The organism is Haliscomenobacter sp., from assembly GCF_033763495.1.
Lineage (GTDB): Bacteria > Bacteroidota > Bacteroidia > Chitinophagales > Saprospiraceae > Haliscomenobacter.
The window spans coordinates 34,018-53,227 of record NZ_JANRKL010000167.1 but is presented as its reverse complement, the minus strand read 5'-3'; the positions used below and the strand labels follow the sequence as shown (position 1 = coordinate 53,227).

Below are 19,210 nucleotides of genomic sequence, written 5' to 3'. Positions count from 1 at the left end.
GTCAAAAACCGTTTACTCATTAGAAGCTGACATTCAATCCGAAGGACAAAATGCGTGGGCGTGGATAGATGTTATTGTCGATACCGCCCGCAACTTCAGGATCAAGACCAGAATACTTGGTGATTGTAAACAGGTTTTGCCCAATCAAGGAAATCTGGGTGTTGCTGCTGCCGCCGAGCAGCCCTTTCAGGTTGTAGCCCAAAGTCAGGTTATCCAGGCGCAGGAAGGAACCATTTTCTACGTAATAATCGGAGAAGTACTGGTTGTTCGCAAAGCCCGTTTGTAACACATTGGGAGACAGGTTCAGCAAATAGTTGTTGGTACCTGTCAAGCCGCGGAAGGTGGCATTGTTGGACAAAACGTTGTTGTAGACGTAGTTGTCAAAGTTGCCACGCAGTACAAAGCTCAAGCTAAAATCCTTGTAGTTCACCTGAGAGTTGATCCCCAGGAACAAACGTGGATCAGCCTGCTTGTAGCGGTAGCGGTCGTCGAGGTTGACCAAGCCATCGCCATTCAGGTCGGCGTACAAGCCTTCTACTGGTTTGCCATTTTCGTCATACACCTGCTTGTTCAGGAAGTAAGCGAAAGTTGGGTAACCAACGGTATGGATCTGAACCGTGTTACCGACACCACCGGAAATACCACCCACTTGTACCCCTTGGTAGTTGGGATTCGGTACTTTGGTCAGGTTGGTTACTTCATTTTGGTTGAAGGTTACGTTGAAACCAAAGTCCCAGCTCAGGTCTTCTTTTTCAATCAAACGGGTATTCAAGGTGAATTCTACCCCGCTGTTTTCGATGTTCCCTACGTTGGTCAGGATTTGGTTGGTGAGGTTGGAGCCCGCAGGTACGGGGATTACACTCAACAAGTCCTTGGTTTTGCGGGAATACACGTCAATCGCACCAGATACCCGGCCACTACGAATGGCCCAGTCAATACCAGCGTTCAGGGTTTCGGTTTGTTCCCACTTGATGTTGGCGTCATATCCTTCGGGGCGCAGCGTAGCGTAGAAATCGTTGCCAAACTGGTACTGCGCAGTAGGCTCACTAGGTGTGTAGCGCGACAGATAAGGGTAATCGCTACCTACATCCTGCTGACCAGTAACCCCGTAACCCAGGCGCAATTTCAGGTTGGAGAACAAGTTGCTGCCTTGCATGAAACCTTCTTCGTTGATTTTCCAGGCAAAAGCAGCCGATGGGAAGGTACCCCAACGGGTGTCCGGGCTGAAGCGGCTGGAACCGTCACGACGCAAGGTGAAAGTCAAGAGGTAACGCTCTTTCAAGGCATAATTCAAACGGGTGTAAAAGGACACCAGTGTATTTTGGGTTTTGAAAAATACGTCGTTGAATACTTCTCCCTGCTGGTTTTTATCCAAATCGGTGCTTTCCCGGATAAAGTCCTGGTAAGAGTATCCACCCATCAGGTCGACGCGGTTGGCACCAAATTCACGTACGTAGTTCAGGTAAAACTCGAACGTTTTGTTGTTCTTGTTCTGGGTATATGTTGCGACCTGGCCGCCGCGGGAGAAAAACTGTCCCACACCTGCGGGTACGTTGATGTTGCCTTCGCTGTTGGAGCGGTCGAGGCCCACGTTCAGGTTGGCGCGCAATTCAGGCAGGAAGTGGAATTTGTAATCCAATACCACGTTGCCAATGATCCGGCCCACGGTGCTCTCGTCGCTGCGTTGGTTGAGCAATGCCAAGGGGTTACGCGGAGCCAGCGTATTGGGATTTTTGGTGGCTGGGTCTAAAAATTCAAAATAACCTCCCAGGACATCGCTGCCACTGCGGATAGGTTGAGTAGGATCAAAAACCACCGCAGAGCCGATCGCGCCCTGGTTGGCAAAACGGTTGTTGATCGAAGTCCCTTTCAGGTTCACATCTACTTTGAGGTGTTTGTCAAAAAAAGAAGGATTGATGCCAAGCGATCCTGACAAACGATTCATGTTGCTGGTTTTGAGGATACCGTTTTGGTCCATAAAACCAACGGAGGCGCGGTAAGGCAAATTTTTGAATGAGCCTGTCACGCTTAAGTTGTTGTCGTGGCTGAATGCGGTTTGGTAAATCTGGTCCTGCCAGTTGGTGCTGGATTCGCCCAACAAAGCTTTTTGTGCCGCGGTGCCTCTTTCATTCACAATGGCGCGGAATTCTTCGGCGCTCAATACGTCAATCACCCCGGATTTGGCTGAAGAAGACAATACGGAACTGAAATTGATCCGCATTTTATCGCCCGCTTTGCCTTTTTTGGTGGTAATCAGAATAACCCCGTTGGAGGCTCTGGAACCATAAATCGCTGACGCCGAAGCGTCTTTCAGAATGGTAAAGTTTTCAATGTCGTTCGGGTTGATGAAACTCAGGGGGTTGGCCGCGCCAGATACCCCCGTGTTGTCGAGTGGCACCCCATCGATCACGATCAGCGGGTCGTTGTTGGCGTTCAGGGAAGAGCCCCCACGGATGCGAATCCGGCTACCTGCACCTGGTGCACCACCATTGGAAGTGATTTGTACCCCGGCGATTTTGCCATTGACCAATTGTTCGGGAGTGGCAATGTTGCCTTTGATGAAGTCTTTTTCGGAAATGTTGGTCACCGAGCCCGTCACATCGCGTTTTTTCTGCGAACCATAACCCACGACTACTAATTCGTTCAAACGTTGAATGTCAACCTTGAGCACAATGTTGAGCTGGGTTTGCGTACCTACGGTAATTTGTTGTTCTGCAAATCCGGTGTAGCCAATTACCAATACGGCATTCTGATCGGGTACTTGGACCGTAAACTTGCCATCGAGGTCAGTTACTGCCCCGGTGGTAGTGCCTTTTACCAACACAGTTGCACCGATGAGTGGCTGTTGGTCTTCGGAAGTAATGGTGCCATTTACGGTGATTTGTGCATAGGCTGAGCTCAGCATCAGCACAAACGCGGCCACAAACAGCATGGGGCGAAGCATGAAGTAAAATCGTTCATTGCTTGCGACCCGACTAGTGGAGTGTGTGTCTAAGTTGGTCATAAGACATAGGTTTATCAAATAGAAGTTTTGTAAACAAAAAGAAGGGTCTGTAAAATTTTTATAGACTTAGTGGCGAAAGTACCGAAGGAAAGTTTGAAAAGCGTTCCACTTTCGAGGATGGGAACCTCTAATTTGAATTCTGATAATTTAATTTTTCTTCTACTTGAATGTCAGGGTTTTGTACGATTGGGCTTGGGGTGCCACTTTCTTGAATTGGGCCAATACAGTGTAACAGTTCGTTATCCTAAATTTTAATTTCTAAGAAAGCCGTTAGAATCACGGAGTGATTTAATCTTGAATAGCCGCGGTCGTCCGCGGTAAAATGGCCTGCGGAATGTACCACAACCGCGGCAGCGGTTGAACAAATCGGGGCAAAATTCAACCGCTACCGCGGTTGTGAAACGGCTTAAAACGGCTAAGCACGCGGACGACCGCGGCTATTCAAGATTCAACCGCTGCCGCGGTTGGGGGTTCAAAGTTTACCATTCAATCATCAAACCAATACTCGGCAATGCCCTTCCCGTACCATTGTCCAAAACTTTAGTTTTGTAACGTTGCTCTCCTACTGAAGCATCAGGATTCAAGATTACTCCAGAACCAACGGGCCGACCATCTGCGTCCAAGGGGCGATCCAGGAAAAGTTCAGGGCTGGATACCGATGCGCTGAACATGTTTTCGATGTCGAAATACAGGTTGAGGCTCCATTTGGGGAAGAACCACTTCTTATCTACCCGGAAATCCAGGAAATTGATGGCTTCACTCCGCTCGGTATTGAGCTGATTGTAATCGGGAATGCCCCGGCCATTGACGTCCCAGTTGGCAACCAGGGCAGAATTATTGGAAAATGGGGTACGCGGCAGCCCCGTTTGGAAGCGCCAATTGAGGCCAATTTCCCAGTTTTTCTTTAGCTTTTTGCCCAAAGTCAAGTTGACAATGTGGCGAGCATCCCAGGAGGAAGGCAGTAGTACTTTGTTCTTGTCCTCAAATTCACTCCAGCCCAGGGTATAGGCGGCAATGCCGTAAAAACCCTTGAACAAACGTTGTTGGAACAAAAACTCCAGACCATAACTGCGCCCTTTGGAGCGGGGAAGCGCTGGTTCATTGCCTACCACCCCAAAGTCGCCGCCGAGGTTGGCCAGGGTCAAACTATCGCGCAGCAAAAAAGGATAATTCGCGTAACCTTTATAAAAACCTTCCACCGTGATCCGGGCATTGTTGTTGGTGTTGAATTCCAAACCGGCCACCAATTGATTGTTGCGGATGTACTTGATGCCGTTGTTTTTATTGATGAACTCCCCCCCTTGCTGGTAGCCCAGGATGGTGTACGGTGGCAATTGGTAAAAAATACCCGCGTTGAAATTGAGGGCGAGGTTTTTGCTCAAACTGTAGGATGCCGAAAACCTTGGCGACAACTGCTCCAACAAATTCGACATTTCTTCGGAATAGGTATTGGCATCGGCACGAATCCCTGCCGACAGGCTCAAACGATTGTCCACAAACTTGCGGCTGATCTGGCCAAACAGATTGTATTTGCTGAAGTTGAAAGCACTGCTGTAATCGATGGTTTGTGCACCTGCGGAGGTGAAAATCCGGTTGAAGGTGCTGTTGTTGTAGCGGGCAAACTCATACCCTACCCCGTAATTCAGGCGAAAATCGCCCGCCCGTACCGTGTTTTCCAGGCGCAACTTGTTTTCGATCTCCTGAGATTGGTAGTTGAGGATCAGGTTATTCGGGTTGCTTTTATCGTTTTGGTAATACTTGATGGCCTTGTTGTCCAACATGCTGCGGCTAAGCACCACGGTGTAGTAGCCATTGGGGCGGTAGTGTTTGTACACCAGGCCATTGGTATAGCTCCACTGGGGGTTTTCGGGCAGTCGATCCAGAATGGATTGTTGTTCTTCGGTGTCGTTTGCCTCCAGGTTGAGCTCAAACTGGTCGTAAGCCCCCAAACCGATGAAAGTCAGTTCGTTCTTTTTGTCCAGTTTAATTTTGACTTTGGCTTGAAAGTCGTTGTAAATGGGCAAAAAGGGCAGTTCAAAAATTTTGAACAAAAACTGCAAATAAGAGCGCCGGGCCGAAAGCAGGAAAGTGGTTTTGTCACCAATTGGCCCCTCCAAAGTCAACCCAATATCGCTGGCACTCACCATAAAGGTCCCTCCGATGCGATCGTCGCGGCCATCGCGCTGCCGAAAGTTGAACACCGAGCTGACCGCATTGCCCCGATTGGCCGGGAAAGCCCCGCTGAAAAAGTCTACCTCATTGATGAAGTTGACGTTGATCAAACCCACTGGGCCACCTGAAGCGCCCTGGGTCGCAAAGTGGTTGATGTTCGGCACCTCCACATCGTCCAGGAAAAAGTGGTTTTCGTTGGGTGCCCCACCGCGAATGATCAGGTCATTGCGGAAGGCCGGGGTAATGGTCACACCTGGTAGGGTTTGTACCACTTTGGAAATATCTCGATTGCCCCCCGGGTTGCGCTGGATTTCCGCTACCCCAATGGTGCGCAGGGATACCGGACTTTCTTCGGTTTTTTTGAATGGAGGCGCTTTGATCACTACTTCGTCCAATTTTTGGGAACTACTGGACAGCTCGAAATCAGCAACGGCCGGTTTGTTGTTGCTGACCTGAATTTCAAAAGCAGTTGCGTCTTCATAGCCTACAAAAGAAGCCCGAACGTTGTACAAACCTGGTGCAAGTCCAGTGATTTCATACAATCCATTTTCATCGGTAGTGGTACCAAAGTCAGTGCCTATTATCAGGACGTTGGCAAATGGGATGGCTTCGTTGTTGATTTTGTCGCTGATTTTTCCCTTGATGATGCCATTTTGGGCAAAGAGGCCAAAAGGCATCAACAAAAGCAATACCAAGCAGTTGTTAAACAGTCGCGTTGCGGGTAAAACTTTCATTTTATGATTTTTTCACAGTTTTTTGCTATGTTTTCGAAACAATCACTAAACTAGGAACTCGAAAAATTGTTCTAGTTTTAGCTAAGATTTTTGTCACCATGTCGTACGAGCTGCTTAAACAAGTGATTGGTCTGCTGGAGGAATTCGAGCAGGAAAGGGGAAAAAGTGATTTGCCAGCCTTCGCAGAATGGTTGCAAAGCCGGGTTGGCGAAGCAGAGGAGGAACTGCCCCATACCCGTTGGGACGATTATGCTTCCAACGTAGATGCACACCTTGCCATGAACATCGGGGTACTGAACTCTCACGCCAAACACTACATCAAAACGGCACTAAAGGATACTGAACTAAAAGGAATCCAGGATTTTACTTTCCTGGCAGCCCTGGTCAGCCATGGCGATTTGCGCAAAACGGACATCATTGCCAAAAACATGATGGAGTTTTCACCAGGCATGGAAGTGATTCGGCGCTTGTTGCGCAACGGCTTTATCCAGGATTACGACAATCCCGAAGATGGGCGTTCGCGCCGGGTATCCATTACCCCGGCGGGTATGGCCGTGTTCGAGCAAGCGATGCAAAACATGCAAAACGTACATCGGGTAGTAGCCGGAAACCTGACGGTGAAAGAAAAAGAAATGGTGCTCCATAAATTGCGCAAACTCATCGCCTTTCACCAACCCATCTGGGACAATGAATACGGGGAAGATTTGGAGAAGATTGTAGAGCGGCATATCTTGTGAGGGTTCTAAAAACACCGGAACTTTAGAACCTTACTACAATCATGAAAATAGTCATCGCTGCCGATTCCTTTAAAGACGCCCTGCCCGCCCAACAAGTCTGCAACGCCATTGCCGATGGGATCCGAAAAGTACAACCCGATGCCGAACTGGTCATTTTCCCGCTCACCGATGGTGGAGAAGGACTGGCGGATGTATTTGCCCATCACCTGGGTGGGAGTGTTGTACAAATGAATGCTTACGACCCCCTGGGACGAGACGTAACCTGCCAATACATCCTTTCAGCCAATGGTGAAAAGGCCTTCATTGAAATGGCACAGGCCTCGGGCTTGCAGCGCCTGAGTGATGAGGAGCGCAATCCCATGCTGACCAGTACTTATGGCACCGGGCAAATGATCGCCCATGCGCTGAATAGTGGGGTGCGGCATATTTTACTGGGCCTAGGCGGCAGTGCCACCAATGATGCTGGAATGGGCATGGCAGCTGCATTGGGTTACGAGTTTCATACCTCTCAAGGGAAGGAATTGTTACCAAGGGGCGAATCATTGGCCGCCATCGAAAGAATTGAAGTGGCGAAGGTACATCCGGCCCTTGCCGAAACCCGTTTTGAGGTGTTGTGTGATGTCAAAAACCCGCTGCATGGCCCCATGGGTGCAGCTTACGTCTTTGGGCCTCAGAAAGGAGCCAATGCGGCTATGGTAGAGCGGTTGGATTTGGGACTACAACAGTTTGGTGCTTTGTTGGAAAAAACGTTTGGTCAGGATTTTTCTACAACTCCTGGTTCTGGGGCAGCTGGCGGAATGGGAGCAGCATGCCTGGCCTTTCTTAAAGGTGAGTTGCACCCAGGCATTGATGCGGTGATGAACATGACCAATTTTGACGATGCCCTGAAAGGTGCCAATCTGGTCTTCACTGGTGAAGGTCGTTTGGATAGCCAAACCCTGGGTGGAAAACTGGTGCGGGGGATTTGTGGCCGTGCCACTCAGTTTGGCGTACCCACCATTGCGCTTTGTGGTGCCATCGATGCCGATCAGGCTTTTTTGGACCTGATTGGTTTAAAAGCTGCTTTTGCGATTGGGCGAAAAGTGCAGATTTTTGACGATGCGTTGGCAAGTACGGCGGAGAATTTAGAATTTGTGGCGGAGCAGGTGATGAGGGTGATGGGATAATTGAGTTAAGGGATAATACATGACTTACAACTTTAGAAGTGGGTTACCGCAGCGGCTTAGACACAGCCTTGGTCAAATAACTTCTAAAGTCACTTCACTTCAGAATTCAACAGCCTGTATAAACTCCGCTCCATAACTATGTGGAATAAGCCCCTGGTATCGCAACCGACCGAAGGGGTTGTGCTTAATTTTCATTGTTTTTACGCGCAATCAGATCCTCAATATACGTTTCCTCACGTTCGGTTATTTTCACAATTTCGGCAATGGGCAATTGCAATTCAAAGTGCAGTTGGAGAATTACTTTGTCAAACCGTTGATGCTCTTCTGCCTCACGAAGCAATGCCTCTTCGGCACGTAAGCGTTCTTCCTCAGCACGCAGCTGAGCTTCAATCAACAGATCCTCATTTATTTTCAGGCCTTGTTCTCTTCCTTCCTTAAGAATCATTTCATAAGTACTCATTGCAGTTTGGTTTAATGTCCTTGGCAAGATTTCAATAAAGGTTTTGACTTTTTCTCCTGTAAGTTCTGAGTTTTTTAAAAAATATGCAAGTAACGCGACCACAAAGTCTCGCATGTTGCTTGTCTCTTCCAAATGTATAAAAATCAACTGAGGGTTTTGTAAAATGAACTCTGGATGCCAGATGTGCTTCATCATCAAAAAGGTATTGACCAACAGACTATTGCCTAATGCCAGAATTTCTTCATCACTCATGGAGGTGACATGGGTCAATTGATAGTCAAATTGTGGCAGGAAAGTAAGTATATGTGAAGGTAAATCATTCCCAAAATAGCTGGATAAACTCCGTTTTGTCCAATTTGCCTCGCCGTGATAAATGACGATGGGGATAATCAGGGTCAGTGTTTGACCTTGCCGGAGTTGTTCTTCCCAACCATCCAACATGTAACGCAAAAGCTGGAAATGCGGATATTGCTCAGGTTGACTTTTGTGCTCAAAAAGCAGCGCAAGATTTATCGCTAAATTTGGGTGTTTTAAAGGGCATTCGTAAATCAAGTCTGAAAAATATTCTTTTAGTGCAGGCGATATGTACGAGCCATTTACTCGTTTTAATTCCTTGATGAGCAGAAGATCAGTCAGCTCAGAGGGCAGCATTTTTTGCAAATAATCTACTACCACTTCCATGCGGCTAAAGGTCGCTTTAAAAAATTCGTCGTGCGGTTTACTGGGTTTTTTAGGCATCGGATTGAATTTTTCTAAATTTAGTGTTTGTTTTTTAAATTTAAAACTATTTTTTTATTATTTTTTTGCGCAGATACATAAATTCTTGGGTCGTTGTCAACACCGTCGTAGGTGAGGACAATGGCGTAGTTGCCGCTAGCGGTCCTGTTGTCGATCTGGTATAGTAGTATAGATTTTTGCTTATCTTTACAAAAAAGTTATATCCGTGTAAATTATGCTCAAGCTATTAAGAAAAATAGCCCCTTTTTTGATCCTCTCCTCATTTCTGATTCTTTCAGCGTTGTTGCCTGAAATACTGGGTGAAGATGCAGGACCCTTATCCAAAAATCACCTAGGTGAACACTACAAATACATCTTGATTGCATTTTTCCTGCTGCTTTTCTTCTTTGCCGCTTACATTAGTCCAGGAATAGGTATAGGGCTTTTTTCTGAACAATCTAAAAGTAAGCCTGAACGATACCACTTGCCAGCGACCGAACAAAACCGCCACTTGCTAGCCAAAGCAAAAAAAGCAATCAGTAAAGCCGACTACGATCAAGCGTTGAAGTCCCTGGATGAGTTGCACGTACAAACATTGGATGTAGAGATTTCAAGCTTGAGTGCCCGCCTTGCTCAAGTACAACATGCGGAAATATACGGCACCCAATCTCCGCAAAGTAAAAGTAGAGCCTTGAATAAAATCAGTCTTGGCCTACTCACCCTGATCAAAATATTAGAAAAGGAAATAGCGCAAGCCTTTATTTTTTACGACGAAATCAAAGCAGCTTTAAAAACACGCTACGAAAACCGCCTGAAACAAAAACTCACTCACCGGCAACCCGTTAATCTGCGCCTCTTGCCTTCCACAACGGGAACCAGTTCCCAAGCCGCAGAAACGTTTGTGCAGTACAACGATGGGCAAATTCGTAAAAAACTGTTAGAGTATTACGAAGATGCAAAAGGCCGTTTGTTTTTAGTGGGGGTACCCGGGGCTGGAAAAACCACTTTGCTTTTGCAACTAGAGTTAGAGTTGTTGGAGAAAGAACCTACCCGGATTCCGGTTATTTTGAATCTCGCACGCTGGAATAGTGCATTTCCCAGCCTGGAAGCCTGGATTCAGGAAATTTTGCCCTCAGAGATGAGCCTGACCATCAATAAAAAAGCTGCGGCTGAGCTAGTCGCGCAGAACCGACTGATTTTATTGCTGGATGGTTTGGATGAGGTCAAAGCTGAAGATCGCCAGACTTGCCTGGAAGCAATTGGTCGGTACGGAGGAGAAGACCCTCATCGGTATTTTATACTTTCCTCCCGCATTGACGAATACCAAGCTTTAGCAAAAGACGCCCCAGTAAATAGCCAAGTTGAAGTGGGGCCGTTGAGCTATGGACAGTTGCTCGAGCAATTGCAAAAGATAGACCCCAATGAGGGCTCCCAAAGATTATTGATAGCACTTGAACAAGACTTGCTCTTGCGTGAAATTGCCGAAATCCCTTTTTATTTTAATACCCTACAATTGTTGTTTGCCCGAGGAAAATACCTGCATGAATTGAATTTTTCAGCCCTTGACCTGGCAGGTAGAAAAAAAGAAATAGAACAGCGTTTTGTCGCTGAAATGTTTCGAAATTTTAGCACTAAAGATTATAATGCTCACCTGGCCAGCAAATACCTTGGTTTTTTTGCCTCAAGGCTTAAAAGGGAAAAATTGGTGGATTTTGAATTGATTCATTTACAGTATGGGTGGTTTAGATTGTCTAGAAAAGAGCGTATTGTGAGTACTTTTTTTTCACATCTGGTCTATTTCTTTACAGTAGGACTGTTTAGTGGGATTTTCGGCGGGCTGGGTAGCTTTCTAGGTGCAGCTCTGTTCGGATCCTTTTTGGTTCAGCGAAACGAAGGGAAAGGGATGTTCGGAGGGATTATTGGAGCACTGAGCGCATATTTGACTCAGCCATTCTTCGAAGTGTCGTTAAACAAGTTGGACGGAGATGGGGATCTTATCAGAAATCCGTTAATATGGCTGTCCATTGGATTGTTTGGAGGGTTGCTAGGAGTACTACTGGGCGGGCTGTCAGGGTTATTAAGCACTGAATCTCGTCATTGGTTTCCTTATATAAAAACAAGAGAAAAAGTAAAGTGGGATTGGGTCAATAATATCGATAAATCTCTGGGAGGAGTACTTGCCGTCGGTATTTTAGGGATACTCATCGGAGCGTTTAAAGGAGCGTTGATGTTTGGGCTGTCCGTCGGTTTGATCGTAGGGCTGATTATGGCGTTTATCGTAGAACTAATTGTTCAAGGACAAGAAAATAGTTCTTACTTCATTCAAATCAATGCCCCCTATCAGCGTTTTAAAGCTTCCGCCAAAGTATTATATTTCTCCATCATCCAGCACTGGCACCTTTGTTATCTTTTACACAAAAAAGGTTTATTCCCCAAAAAAGTAGTTCCTTTTCTCAACCACATGGTCGAGTGCAATATCCTGGAAACAAGCGGAGCTAATTGGCGCTTTCGACACCGCATTTTGCAGCATTATTTTTTGGATCAATGGGTGGAAACGGAACACAACCCAGTTGTTGTAGCCAGCATCAGCTGAAGCGAGGTGCTCCTTAAAGTGGCCATCGATGCCGATCAAGCTTTTTTGGACCTGATTGGTTTAAAAGCGGCTTTTGCGATTGGGCGGAAAGTGCAGATTTTTGACGATGCGCTGGCGAGTACGGCGGAGAATCTGGAGTTTGTGGCAGAGCAAGTGATGCGGGTGATGAGGTAGTTGAGTTAAGAGTACATGAGTAGCGAGTTTTGAAGTGGGCTACCGCCTAGCCTTTCACCAACGCTGGGCCAACGTCCGTGCGTAACCCCACTTCAAAACTCTCCATTTACTTCAAAACTCGCTACTCATGTACTCTTAACTCTTAACTCAAAAACACCTATTTTTTCGGGGTTTCTACTTTTGGCTGCGCCATCAAATACGTATAAATCGCTTTTAGCGCTTCGTCATCCTGAGCCCCGATGTTTTTCCAGGGCATAAATTTCTGATCCATCGTGGTACCATCAGGTCGAGTGCCGGTACGAATCGATTGTATAAAACCTGCCTCCCCCCATTTGGGCAAATTCCCCGCAGCAGTCAAATTCGGCGCCATTGGGCCGGTGGGGTCGTGATTGGGTGCCCCATTCAGCTGCTCGCCATGACAAGCCCTGCATCCACTGACCTGCACCAGGTAGGCGCCATATACCCAGGGGGCCTTTCGTTGAGGGGTGCTTTTGAATTTGGCGGTATGGTCCAGGTATTCCACAGGAAAAATTTTGCCAAAAGCGCCCGACTGGATCAATACTTTAGCAAAAGTGGTAAAACCGGATTTTTCCCACTCTTTTTCCACCGCTGGAACCGTTTTCAGGTAGGCAATAATTTGACCAAGGTGCTCTTCACTCAAAGCGTGAAATTCGTTAGATGGCATGATCATCAGAGGGCGGCCATTTTTACCAGCCCCGTGCCGGATGGCTCTTACCCAATCCGCATCAACATAATCTTTGGTGACTCCGGCTGGCGTCAAATTTGGCGCGATTAAAATACCAAAAGCAGGGTCATTGAAAAATTTAGTACCCTCCAGTTGTTCACCATGGCAATGGGTGCAAAGGTTGTTGACCCATTTTTTGCCCTCGGCCAGGTTGGTTGAGTCATTGGGAATTTTGAGGCTGGCAGGTTGAATGTTGTAGGTTCTATTGAGGCGCTGGTTGTAAGCGGCATTCATAAGGAAAACTGCACAAGTCAATACCAAAATAAGTCCTCCCAGGACGATGCCGATCCATTTAAATATTTTTTTCATAGCAAAAGATTCTAGGCGTTAACAATCCATGTCTTGTTCCGAAGAACAGCACAAAGATGCCCTGAATCCTGCCGGAGATACAGCGTAGTTTTGTGTAAAGCAGCTACGTAGATTTGCGTATTTTTTACTCAAATGAGCTTCTGCCGAATGGCAAACTGCACCAATCCAGCAATCCCTTTAACTTCCAGTTTTTGAATCAGGTTATTCCGATGGGTATCTACGGTGCGAGGACTGATAAACAATTGTGCCCCGATTTCAGTGCTGGAAAACCCCTGAGCGACCAACTTCAATACATCCAATTCCCGTTCGCTCAGGCTGGTTAGGGAAGCGTCATTGCTTGCAGTTGGCGCTTTTGCCAGGCTAAGGGCTACTTCTCCGGCGTAATATTTTTCACCCTTGTACACTTTGGAGATTGCAGTTGAGAGCTCTTCAACCGAGGTATTTTTGAACAAAAAACCATCCGCACCTTGCTCAAGGGCACCCTGAATGATGCTGCGTTCATTGAGCATGGTAAGCACAATGACTTTAATGCCAAAGTATTCCTGCTTGAGTTGGATCAGCGTTTCCAAACCATTCATCAAGGGCATTTCGTAGTCCAATAAAACCACATCGGCACGGCCCAGGCGCCGAAAAGCATCCAACACTTCCCGACCATTCGCCGCTTCAGCCATGACTTGGACGCCCGGAATTTGTTCCAAAATGGCGACAAAACCCTTGCGCACCAATTGATGGTCATCGGCAATCATTATTTTAATCTTCGCTTCCATGCTTGCTGGTTTCTGGATTAGGTAGGGGGATACGAATCACGGAAATGGTGCCCTTAGGATAGGCCGGTTCGGTTTGAAAAACTCCGCCCAAGGTGTTTACGCGGCTCAGAATATTGAGGATCCCCATACTGCCTTTAGACCTGGCTTGTTCAAAATCAAACCCACGGCCATCATCTTCCATCCTCAAAATCAAACTGCCCCCCGCCAGGTATAAGATGACCATTACCTTGCCCGCCTGGGCGTGTTTGATCACGTTATTCAGCAATTCCTGAGCAACTCGGTAAATCCCGATTTCAACTTTTTCATCCAATTGATCAGGCACCAGGCTACTTTCAAACTCGTATTGCAGGGCAGTACCTTGGAGGGTGTTGCGCAACAACATTTCGAGACTCGGAGCCAGGCCGTGTTGCTCCAGCATAGGAGGCAACATGGTATGGGAAATATTGCGCACTTCGGTACAGGATTGATCCAATTGCTCAGCCAATTGACCAACTTGTTGGGCTTCCACTGGTGCAACATGGGCAATCTTATGTTGCAGGGCTGAAAAGCCCAGTTTTAAAGCGACCATTTCCTGGGCAATGCCATCGTGCAAGTCTTTGGCGATGCGTTTGCGCTCGGCTTCCTGGGCTTCGATCACAGCATTGAGCCCCAGTTTTTGCTCCTGAATGATGGCCGCATCCAGTTCCGTCTTTTTGCGCAAACGGAAGCGGTTCCAAAACAACCAGCCCAATAAAACAAAAGCCAAAAACCCAACACCAAGCCCCCAAAGCCAGGTTTGTTGCTGAAACAATTGGCTTTCTTGCTTTTCCAATTGAAGTTGTTGTTGGGCAATTTCGGTTTCCTTTTTTTGGGTTTGGTACTTGGCTTCCATGTCGGCAAGCACCTGGGTATTTTCAACTGTAAATAAAGAATCATCCAGTGCCTGAAATCTTTTGTACCAAAAAAGCGCTTTTTGGGGTTGACCTAATAATTCATAGGAATGGGCAATTTCCTCGTAATACACAGCGAGAGGATCCATCAGTTGGTGTTTCTGCATGATGGCATAACCTGTAAGTGCATTTTCCAGGCCTTTGGAAGCTTGCCCAAGAGAATTGTACACTGCGGCAAGGTTGACATAGGGAAATACCAGGTTCGTCTCCCGTTTGGTTTCCATTAAATACTGAATCGATTGTTCACATTTGGGAATTGCTTCAAGGTTTTTTCCCGTCTCATGGAGCAAATGGCAGACTCCACCGAGCATGACTCCCGCCACAAATTTATTGTCGTTTTTAAGCGCCATGGCGATACCTTTGTAGGAGTAGTCCAGAGATTTATCATAGTCTTTTTTGGCACCGTGGGCCACGGCCAGGTTGTTGTAGGTAAAAATGGTGCGGCGCTCGTCACCCGTTTTGAGGCGTATTTCCAATGCTTTTTCCAAATACTCAATGGCTTTATCATGTAATTCTGCATCAGAATAAACATTGCCCAGGTTGCTGTATGCAGAAGCTGCGTTTTCCCAATCGCCCATTTTCTCCCGCATTTTGGCTCCTAACAGCAGGTAGTACTGTGCTGAATCATTTTGAAAAAAATCCTGATAGGTTCCTCCCAGCCCATTGTAAGCATCCGACTGAACCTTTTGGTCATTTATTTTTTTACCAATCGCAAGCTGTTTTTTAAACGTGCGGATGGCCGCAGCCTTATCCTTTTTATCCTGATATGCACTCCCCCTAATATGCAAGGCATGGGCTTCCCCTACCGGGGATTTTGCTGTTTTAGCCATTTTTTCCAAGGTATCGGCATATGCCAAAGAGAGATCTAGGTCTTGTATCTGTACTTCTCGCGCCAAGGCATAATACAACTCGATTTGTTGAAGGGGAGCTTTGGCTTTATGGTATTCGCGTCGCAGGCTATCCGCCAAAGGGCTCTGGGCTATAGAAAGAGCTGAGTAAAAAGCCAAAAATAGGATCAATGGTGTTTTTTTCATCCTATCCCGTTTTTAAGGTGAGGGAAGATGGGAATAGTAAATTCTTGCGGTGTTTTTCTTTACACACTACTGGACATTTTTTTGCGCCACAAAGACAAGAAGACACAAAGCACGATTAATCAGCAAGTTTTTACTTAGTGCCTTTGAGGCAAAAAAATAAAAATATCAAGCAGAATGGCTTCCTTATTGCCTCTAATATACACAAAATTGAATTTTCAACCCAATTATCCATGAATACCCTTGCACGATGAACAATCTACCCGTTCCTGGATTTAATGAATAAAAATTACCTTTGTAGTGGGGCAAAAAATGAGTTTTCATTTTCTCTGGGCCAAAGGATTAGCGAAGACACTTGAAATGAACCGTTTACTTGCGCTATTCCTTTGGCAAAATGAAAACTTATTTTTTTATCGCCCCTTTGCGCCACGCAAGCCACAACCAGCTAGGTATGACCAAAAAAGAGATCGATCAGAACCTGAACGAAGACAACATGAAGCTGCAAATTGCCCGTTTGCAGCATCGCTTGGAAAAAATCAAACTCGGCGGCGGAGAAAAACGCATCGCCCAGCAGCATGCCCAGGGCAAAATGAGTGTACGCGAACGGGTCAACTACCTCATCGACGCAGATTCCCCCTTTCTGGAAATTGGCGCTTTTGCGGGTTATGAGATGTACCCCGATGAAGGTGGCTGCCCGGCTGGTGGTGTCGTAGTTGGTATTGGTTATGTACGGGGCCGCCAATGCATGATCGTGGCCAATGATGCCACGGTGAAAGCGGGGGCCTGGTTCCCGATAACTGGCAAAAAGAACCTGCGCGCCCAGGAAATCGCCATGGAAAATCGTTTACCGATCATTTATTTGGTCGACAGCGCCGGGGTTTTTCTACCCATGCAAGACGAAATTTTCCCCGATAAAGAACATTTTGGTCGCATCTTTCGCAACAACGCCAAGATGTCGAGTATGGGCATTCCCCAAATCGCGGCCATCATGGGCAGTTGTGTAGCTGGTGGAGCGTATTTGCCCATCATGTCGGACGAGGCACTGATTGTGGAAGGCACCGGTTCCATCTTTTTGGCGGGGCCTTATCTCGTCAAAGCGGCCATTGGTGAAGAGGTGGACAAAGAAACCCTCGGCGGGGCGAGTACCCATAGTGAAATTTCCGGGGTGACCGACTATAAGGTGCCCAACGACCAGGTGTGTCTGGATACGATCAAAGATTTGGTGGACAAAATGGGGCATTTTTCGAAAGCAGGTTTTGATCGGGTTGAACCCGCGCTGCCCGCAGTTGAAGAGTCCGAATTGTTGCGGATTATGCCCAATGATTCTTCCAAACCTTACTCTACGGTGGAACTGCTCAAATGCCTGGTCGACGATTCCAAACTCACCCAGTACAAGGAGCAATACGGCAAAACCATCATCTGTGCCTATGCGCGCATCGATGGCTGGGCGGTGGGCATCGTGGCCAATCACCGAGAGGTGGTGCGCAACGCCAAAGGGGAAATGCAATTCGGCGGCGTGATTTACTCCGACTCCGCCGACAAAGCCACCCGCTTTATCCTCAATTGCAACCAGAAAAAAATACCTTTGGTCTTCCTGCACGATGTGACGGGTTTTATGGTAGGCTCACGCTCGGAGCATGGCGGCATCATCAAGGATGGAGCCAAAATGGTGAATGCAGTGGCCAACTCCACCGTTCCCAAGTTCAGCGTAGTGATGGGCAACTCCTACGGCGCTGGCAATTACGCCATGTGTGGCAAAGCTTATGACCCCCGTATTATCGTAGCCTGGCCTACGGCCAAAATTGCGGTAATGGGCGGTTCGCAGGCAGCCAAAACCTTGATGCAAATCCAGGTCGCTTCCCTCAAATCGAAAGGGGAAGAGCTGGACGCAGAAACGGAAGAAAAATTGTTCAACGAGATCAAAGATAAATACGACCAACAAACTTCGCCTTACTACGCAGCCGCCCGCCTTTGGGTGGACGCCATCATCAATCCACTCGAAACCCGCAAGGTCATTTCAATGGGCATTGAGGCGGCGAACAATGCGCAAGTGGAGAAATTTAATGTGGGCGTGATACAAAGTTAGGTTGAGGGAGGTTGAGAAGGTTTAGGGAGGTTTAGGCTACCGCAGCGACTTAGACATAGCCATTGTCAACGTCGCTGCGGCAGCCTAAACCTTCTCAACCTCCCTCAACCTTCTCAACCTTCCTCAACTTATACCAATGAAATTCATCGCCAAAACACTCGCCGGACTCGAACCCGTGCTGGTAGAAGAGCTCAAAAGTCTGGGGGCTGAAAACGCTCACCCAGGCAAACGCGCCGTTTTTTTTGAAGGAGATATGGAAATCCTTTACCGCGCCAACCTGGAGCTGCGTACGGCTCTGCGCATTTTGGTGCCCATCAGTGAGTTCAAGGTGCGCAATGAGGATGACCTCTACCATAAAATTGGCAAAATCGACTGGTCGGAATACATGAGTGTGGACGATACTTTGGCGGTAGATGCAGTGACCACCTCCGAGGTGATCCGACACTCCAAGTTTGCGGCGCTGCGGGTAAAGGACGCGATTGTGGATCAATTCCGCAAAAAATTCGGCAAACGACCAGACGTCAACACCGAATTCCCCACCCTGCGCCTCAACCTGCACGTGGGTGATCAGGACGTAACCCTAGCCCTGGACAGCAGTGGTGAATCCCTGCACAAACGCGGCTACCGGGTTGACAGTGTAGAAGCCCCCATCAACGAAGTACTGGCTGCCGGGATGATCCTGCTCAGCGGCTGGCAGTGCGACAGCGATTTTACCGACCCGATGTGTGGCTCGGGCACTTTGCCCATCGAGGCGGCAATGCTGGCTTACAACATTGCACCCCAGATCAATCGCCAGAATTTTGGCTTCATGCGTTGGGAGAATTTTGATAAAAAGCTCTGGGAAAAAGTGCGTGAGGAAGCGGTCCTCGGCCAGGTTGTATTTCAACACAAAATTTACGCATCCGACGTCGACTTTAAAGCGGTCAACAGTGTAGGCTACAACCTCGAAAAAGCGGGCATGGAAGGCAAGGTCGAGGTCACCCGCGAACGTTTTGAAAACGTGTTACCCCGCTCCGAAAGTGGCATCCTGATGATGAACCCACCCTACGATGAGCGGATGGAACTGGATAGTGTCCAGGATTTTTACAAAGGCATCGGCGACACCCTCAAAAAGAACTGGGCCGGCCACTCCGCCTGGATCATCACCTCCAACATGGACGCGGTAAAAACGGTAGGCTTACGGCCTTCCCGGCGGATTCCGTTGTTCAACGGAAAGTTGGAGTGTAAGTTTTTGAAGTATGATTTGTATGCGGGGAGTAAGAAAATGAAAGATGAAAGAGGAGAGATGAGAGATGAAAATGGGCCGATCAAAGTGGATCAGGCAGAGGTTAAAAATGAAAAAGTGAGCGGGGATGATGATTGGTAGGTAGTGATTTCTTTTCTATAGCAAACAAATCTCAGGTTTATTATTTACCCCATATCAGCCAAAAAAGGATTAAGCTGAAAATAATTGTGCATAAAACTAAATACCTGTTTTGGTTTTTCAGAGAAAATTCTAAATCAGAATTGTAGTGATCAAAATGATTTTCAGGCAAATGGCGAAGTCTTTTTTTCATTCGCCGATATTCTCGCTTCAATTCTTTTTC

12 protein-coding genes are annotated in these 19,210 nt (G+C 47.3%); 6 read left to right on the top strand and 6 right to left on the bottom strand.

Annotation, left to right across the window (positions count from 1 at the left end):
• Positions 1-19: 19 nt before the first annotated feature.
• Positions 20-3,004, bottom strand: a complete 2,985-nt coding sequence (locus SFV55_RS17920) for a TonB-dependent receptor (protein ID WP_320030907.1) — start codon at positions 3,002-3,004, stop codon at positions 20-22.
• Between the two features lie 479 nt (positions 3,005-3,483).
• The gene (locus tag SFV55_RS17915; protein WP_320030906.1) at positions 3,484-5,910 is read right to left on the bottom strand and encodes a TonB-dependent receptor; all 2,427 of its coding nucleotides are present in this window, start codon (positions 5,908-5,910) and stop codon (positions 3,484-3,486) included.
• 98 nt (positions 5,911-6,008) lie between these two features.
• On the opposite strand from SFV55_RS17915, the gene SFV55_RS17910 reads away from it, so the two are divergent.
• Both SFV55_RS17910 and SFV55_RS17905 read left to right on the top strand, forming a co-directional pair.
• A complete protein-coding gene (locus SFV55_RS17910; protein ID WP_320030905.1) occupies positions 6,009-6,647 on the top strand; it encodes a MarR family transcriptional regulator in 639 nt (212 codons plus the stop codon).
• 41 nt (positions 6,648-6,688) lie between these two features.
• Positions 6,689-7,813 (top strand): glycerate kinase, encoded by a 1,125-nt coding sequence (locus SFV55_RS17905; protein WP_320030904.1) that lies wholly within the window; start codon positions 6,689-6,691, stop codon positions 7,811-7,813.
• Positions 7,814-7,997: 184 nt separating this feature from the next.
• Here SFV55_RS17905 and SFV55_RS17900 read toward each other — a convergent pair whose 3' ends face one another.
• Positions 7,998-9,011 carry an Rpn family recombination-promoting nuclease/putative transposase gene (locus tag SFV55_RS17900; RefSeq protein ID WP_320030903.1) on the bottom strand — a complete coding sequence of 338 codons (1,014 nt, stop codon included), beginning with the start codon at positions 9,009-9,011 and terminating at the stop codon, positions 7,998-8,000.
• A gap of 214 nt (positions 9,012-9,225) precedes the next feature.
• On the opposite strand from SFV55_RS17900, the gene SFV55_RS17895 reads away from it, so the two are divergent.
• Positions 9,226-11,583 carry a hypothetical protein gene (locus SFV55_RS17895; protein ID WP_320030902.1) on the top strand — a complete coding sequence of 786 codons (2,358 nt, stop codon included), beginning with the start codon at positions 9,226-9,228 and terminating at the stop codon, positions 11,581-11,583.
• 6 nt (positions 11,584-11,589) lie between these two features.
• Positions 11,590-11,757: a hypothetical protein gene (locus SFV55_RS17890; RefSeq protein ID WP_320030901.1), complete on the top strand. Its 168-nt coding sequence runs from the start codon at positions 11,590-11,592 to the stop codon at positions 11,755-11,757.
• Between the two features lie 157 nt (positions 11,758-11,914).
• On the opposite strand, the gene SFV55_RS17885 is transcribed toward SFV55_RS17890, so the two are convergent.
• The 3 genes from SFV55_RS17885 to SFV55_RS17875 all read right to left on the bottom strand — a co-directional run bounded on the left by SFV55_RS17885 (position 11,915) and on the right by SFV55_RS17875 (position 15,541).
• Positions 11,915-12,811, bottom strand: a complete 897-nt coding sequence (locus tag SFV55_RS17885; protein ID WP_320030900.1) for a c-type cytochrome — start codon at positions 12,809-12,811, stop codon at positions 11,915-11,917.
• 128 nt (positions 12,812-12,939) lie between these two features.
• A complete protein-coding gene (locus tag SFV55_RS17880; protein WP_320030899.1) occupies positions 12,940-13,578 on the bottom strand; it encodes a response regulator transcription factor in 639 nt (212 codons plus the stop codon).
• Positions 13,562-15,541, bottom strand: coding sequence for a sensor histidine kinase (locus tag SFV55_RS17875; protein ID WP_320030898.1), 1,980 nt, complete (start codon positions 15,539-15,541; stop codon positions 13,562-13,564). Before SFV55_RS17875 ends, SFV55_RS17880 begins: the two co-directional genes overlap by 17 nt.
• Before the next feature lie 448 nt (positions 15,542-15,989).
• On the opposite strand from SFV55_RS17875, the gene SFV55_RS17870 reads away from it, so the two are divergent.
• Positions 15,990-17,624 carry an acyl-CoA carboxylase subunit beta gene (locus SFV55_RS17870; RefSeq protein ID WP_320030897.1) on the top strand — a complete coding sequence of 545 codons (1,635 nt, stop codon included), beginning with the start codon at positions 15,990-15,992 and terminating at the stop codon, positions 17,622-17,624.
• A gap of 136 nt (positions 17,625-17,760) precedes the next feature.
• Positions 17,761-18,990 (top strand): THUMP domain-containing class I SAM-dependent RNA methyltransferase, encoded by a 1,230-nt coding sequence (locus SFV55_RS17865; RefSeq protein WP_320030896.1) that lies wholly within the window; start codon positions 17,761-17,763, stop codon positions 18,988-18,990.
• Positions 18,991-19,210: the final 220 nt, after the last annotated feature.

Coding starts and splice junctions, on each gene's coding strand:
- SFV55_RS17885 (WP_320030900.1), bottom strand. CDS start 12,811: ATGAAAAAAATATTTAAATGGATCGGCATCGTCCTGGGAGGACTTATT.
- SFV55_RS17880 (WP_320030899.1), bottom strand. CDS start 13,578: ATGGAAGCGAAGATTAAAATAATGATTGCCGATGACCATCAATTGGTG.
- SFV55_RS17905 (WP_320030904.1), top strand. CDS start 6,689: ATGAAAATAGTCATCGCTGCCGATTCCTTTAAAGACGCCCTGCCCGCC.
- SFV55_RS17900 (WP_320030903.1), bottom strand. CDS start 9,011: ATGCCTAAAAAACCCAGTAAACCGCACGACGAATTTTTTAAAGCGACC.
- SFV55_RS17920 (WP_320030907.1), bottom strand. CDS start 3,004: ATGACCAACTTAGACACACACTCCACTAGTCGGGTCGCAAGCAATGAA.
- SFV55_RS17870 (WP_320030897.1), top strand. CDS start 15,990: ATGACCAAAAAAGAGATCGATCAGAACCTGAACGAAGACAACATGAAG.
- SFV55_RS17915 (WP_320030906.1), bottom strand. CDS start 5,910: ATGAAAGTTTTACCCGCAACGCGACTGTTTAACAACTGCTTGGTATTG.
- SFV55_RS17865 (WP_320030896.1), top strand. CDS start 17,761: ATGAAATTCATCGCCAAAACACTCGCCGGACTCGAACCCGTGCTGGTA.
- SFV55_RS17895 (WP_320030902.1), top strand. CDS start 9,226: ATGCTCAAGCTATTAAGAAAAATAGCCCCTTTTTTGATCCTCTCCTCA.
- SFV55_RS17910 (WP_320030905.1), top strand. CDS start 6,009: ATGTCGTACGAGCTGCTTAAACAAGTGATTGGTCTGCTGGAGGAATTC.
- SFV55_RS17875 (WP_320030898.1), bottom strand. CDS start 15,541: ATGAAAAAAACACCATTGATCCTATTTTTGGCTTTTTACTCAGCTCTT.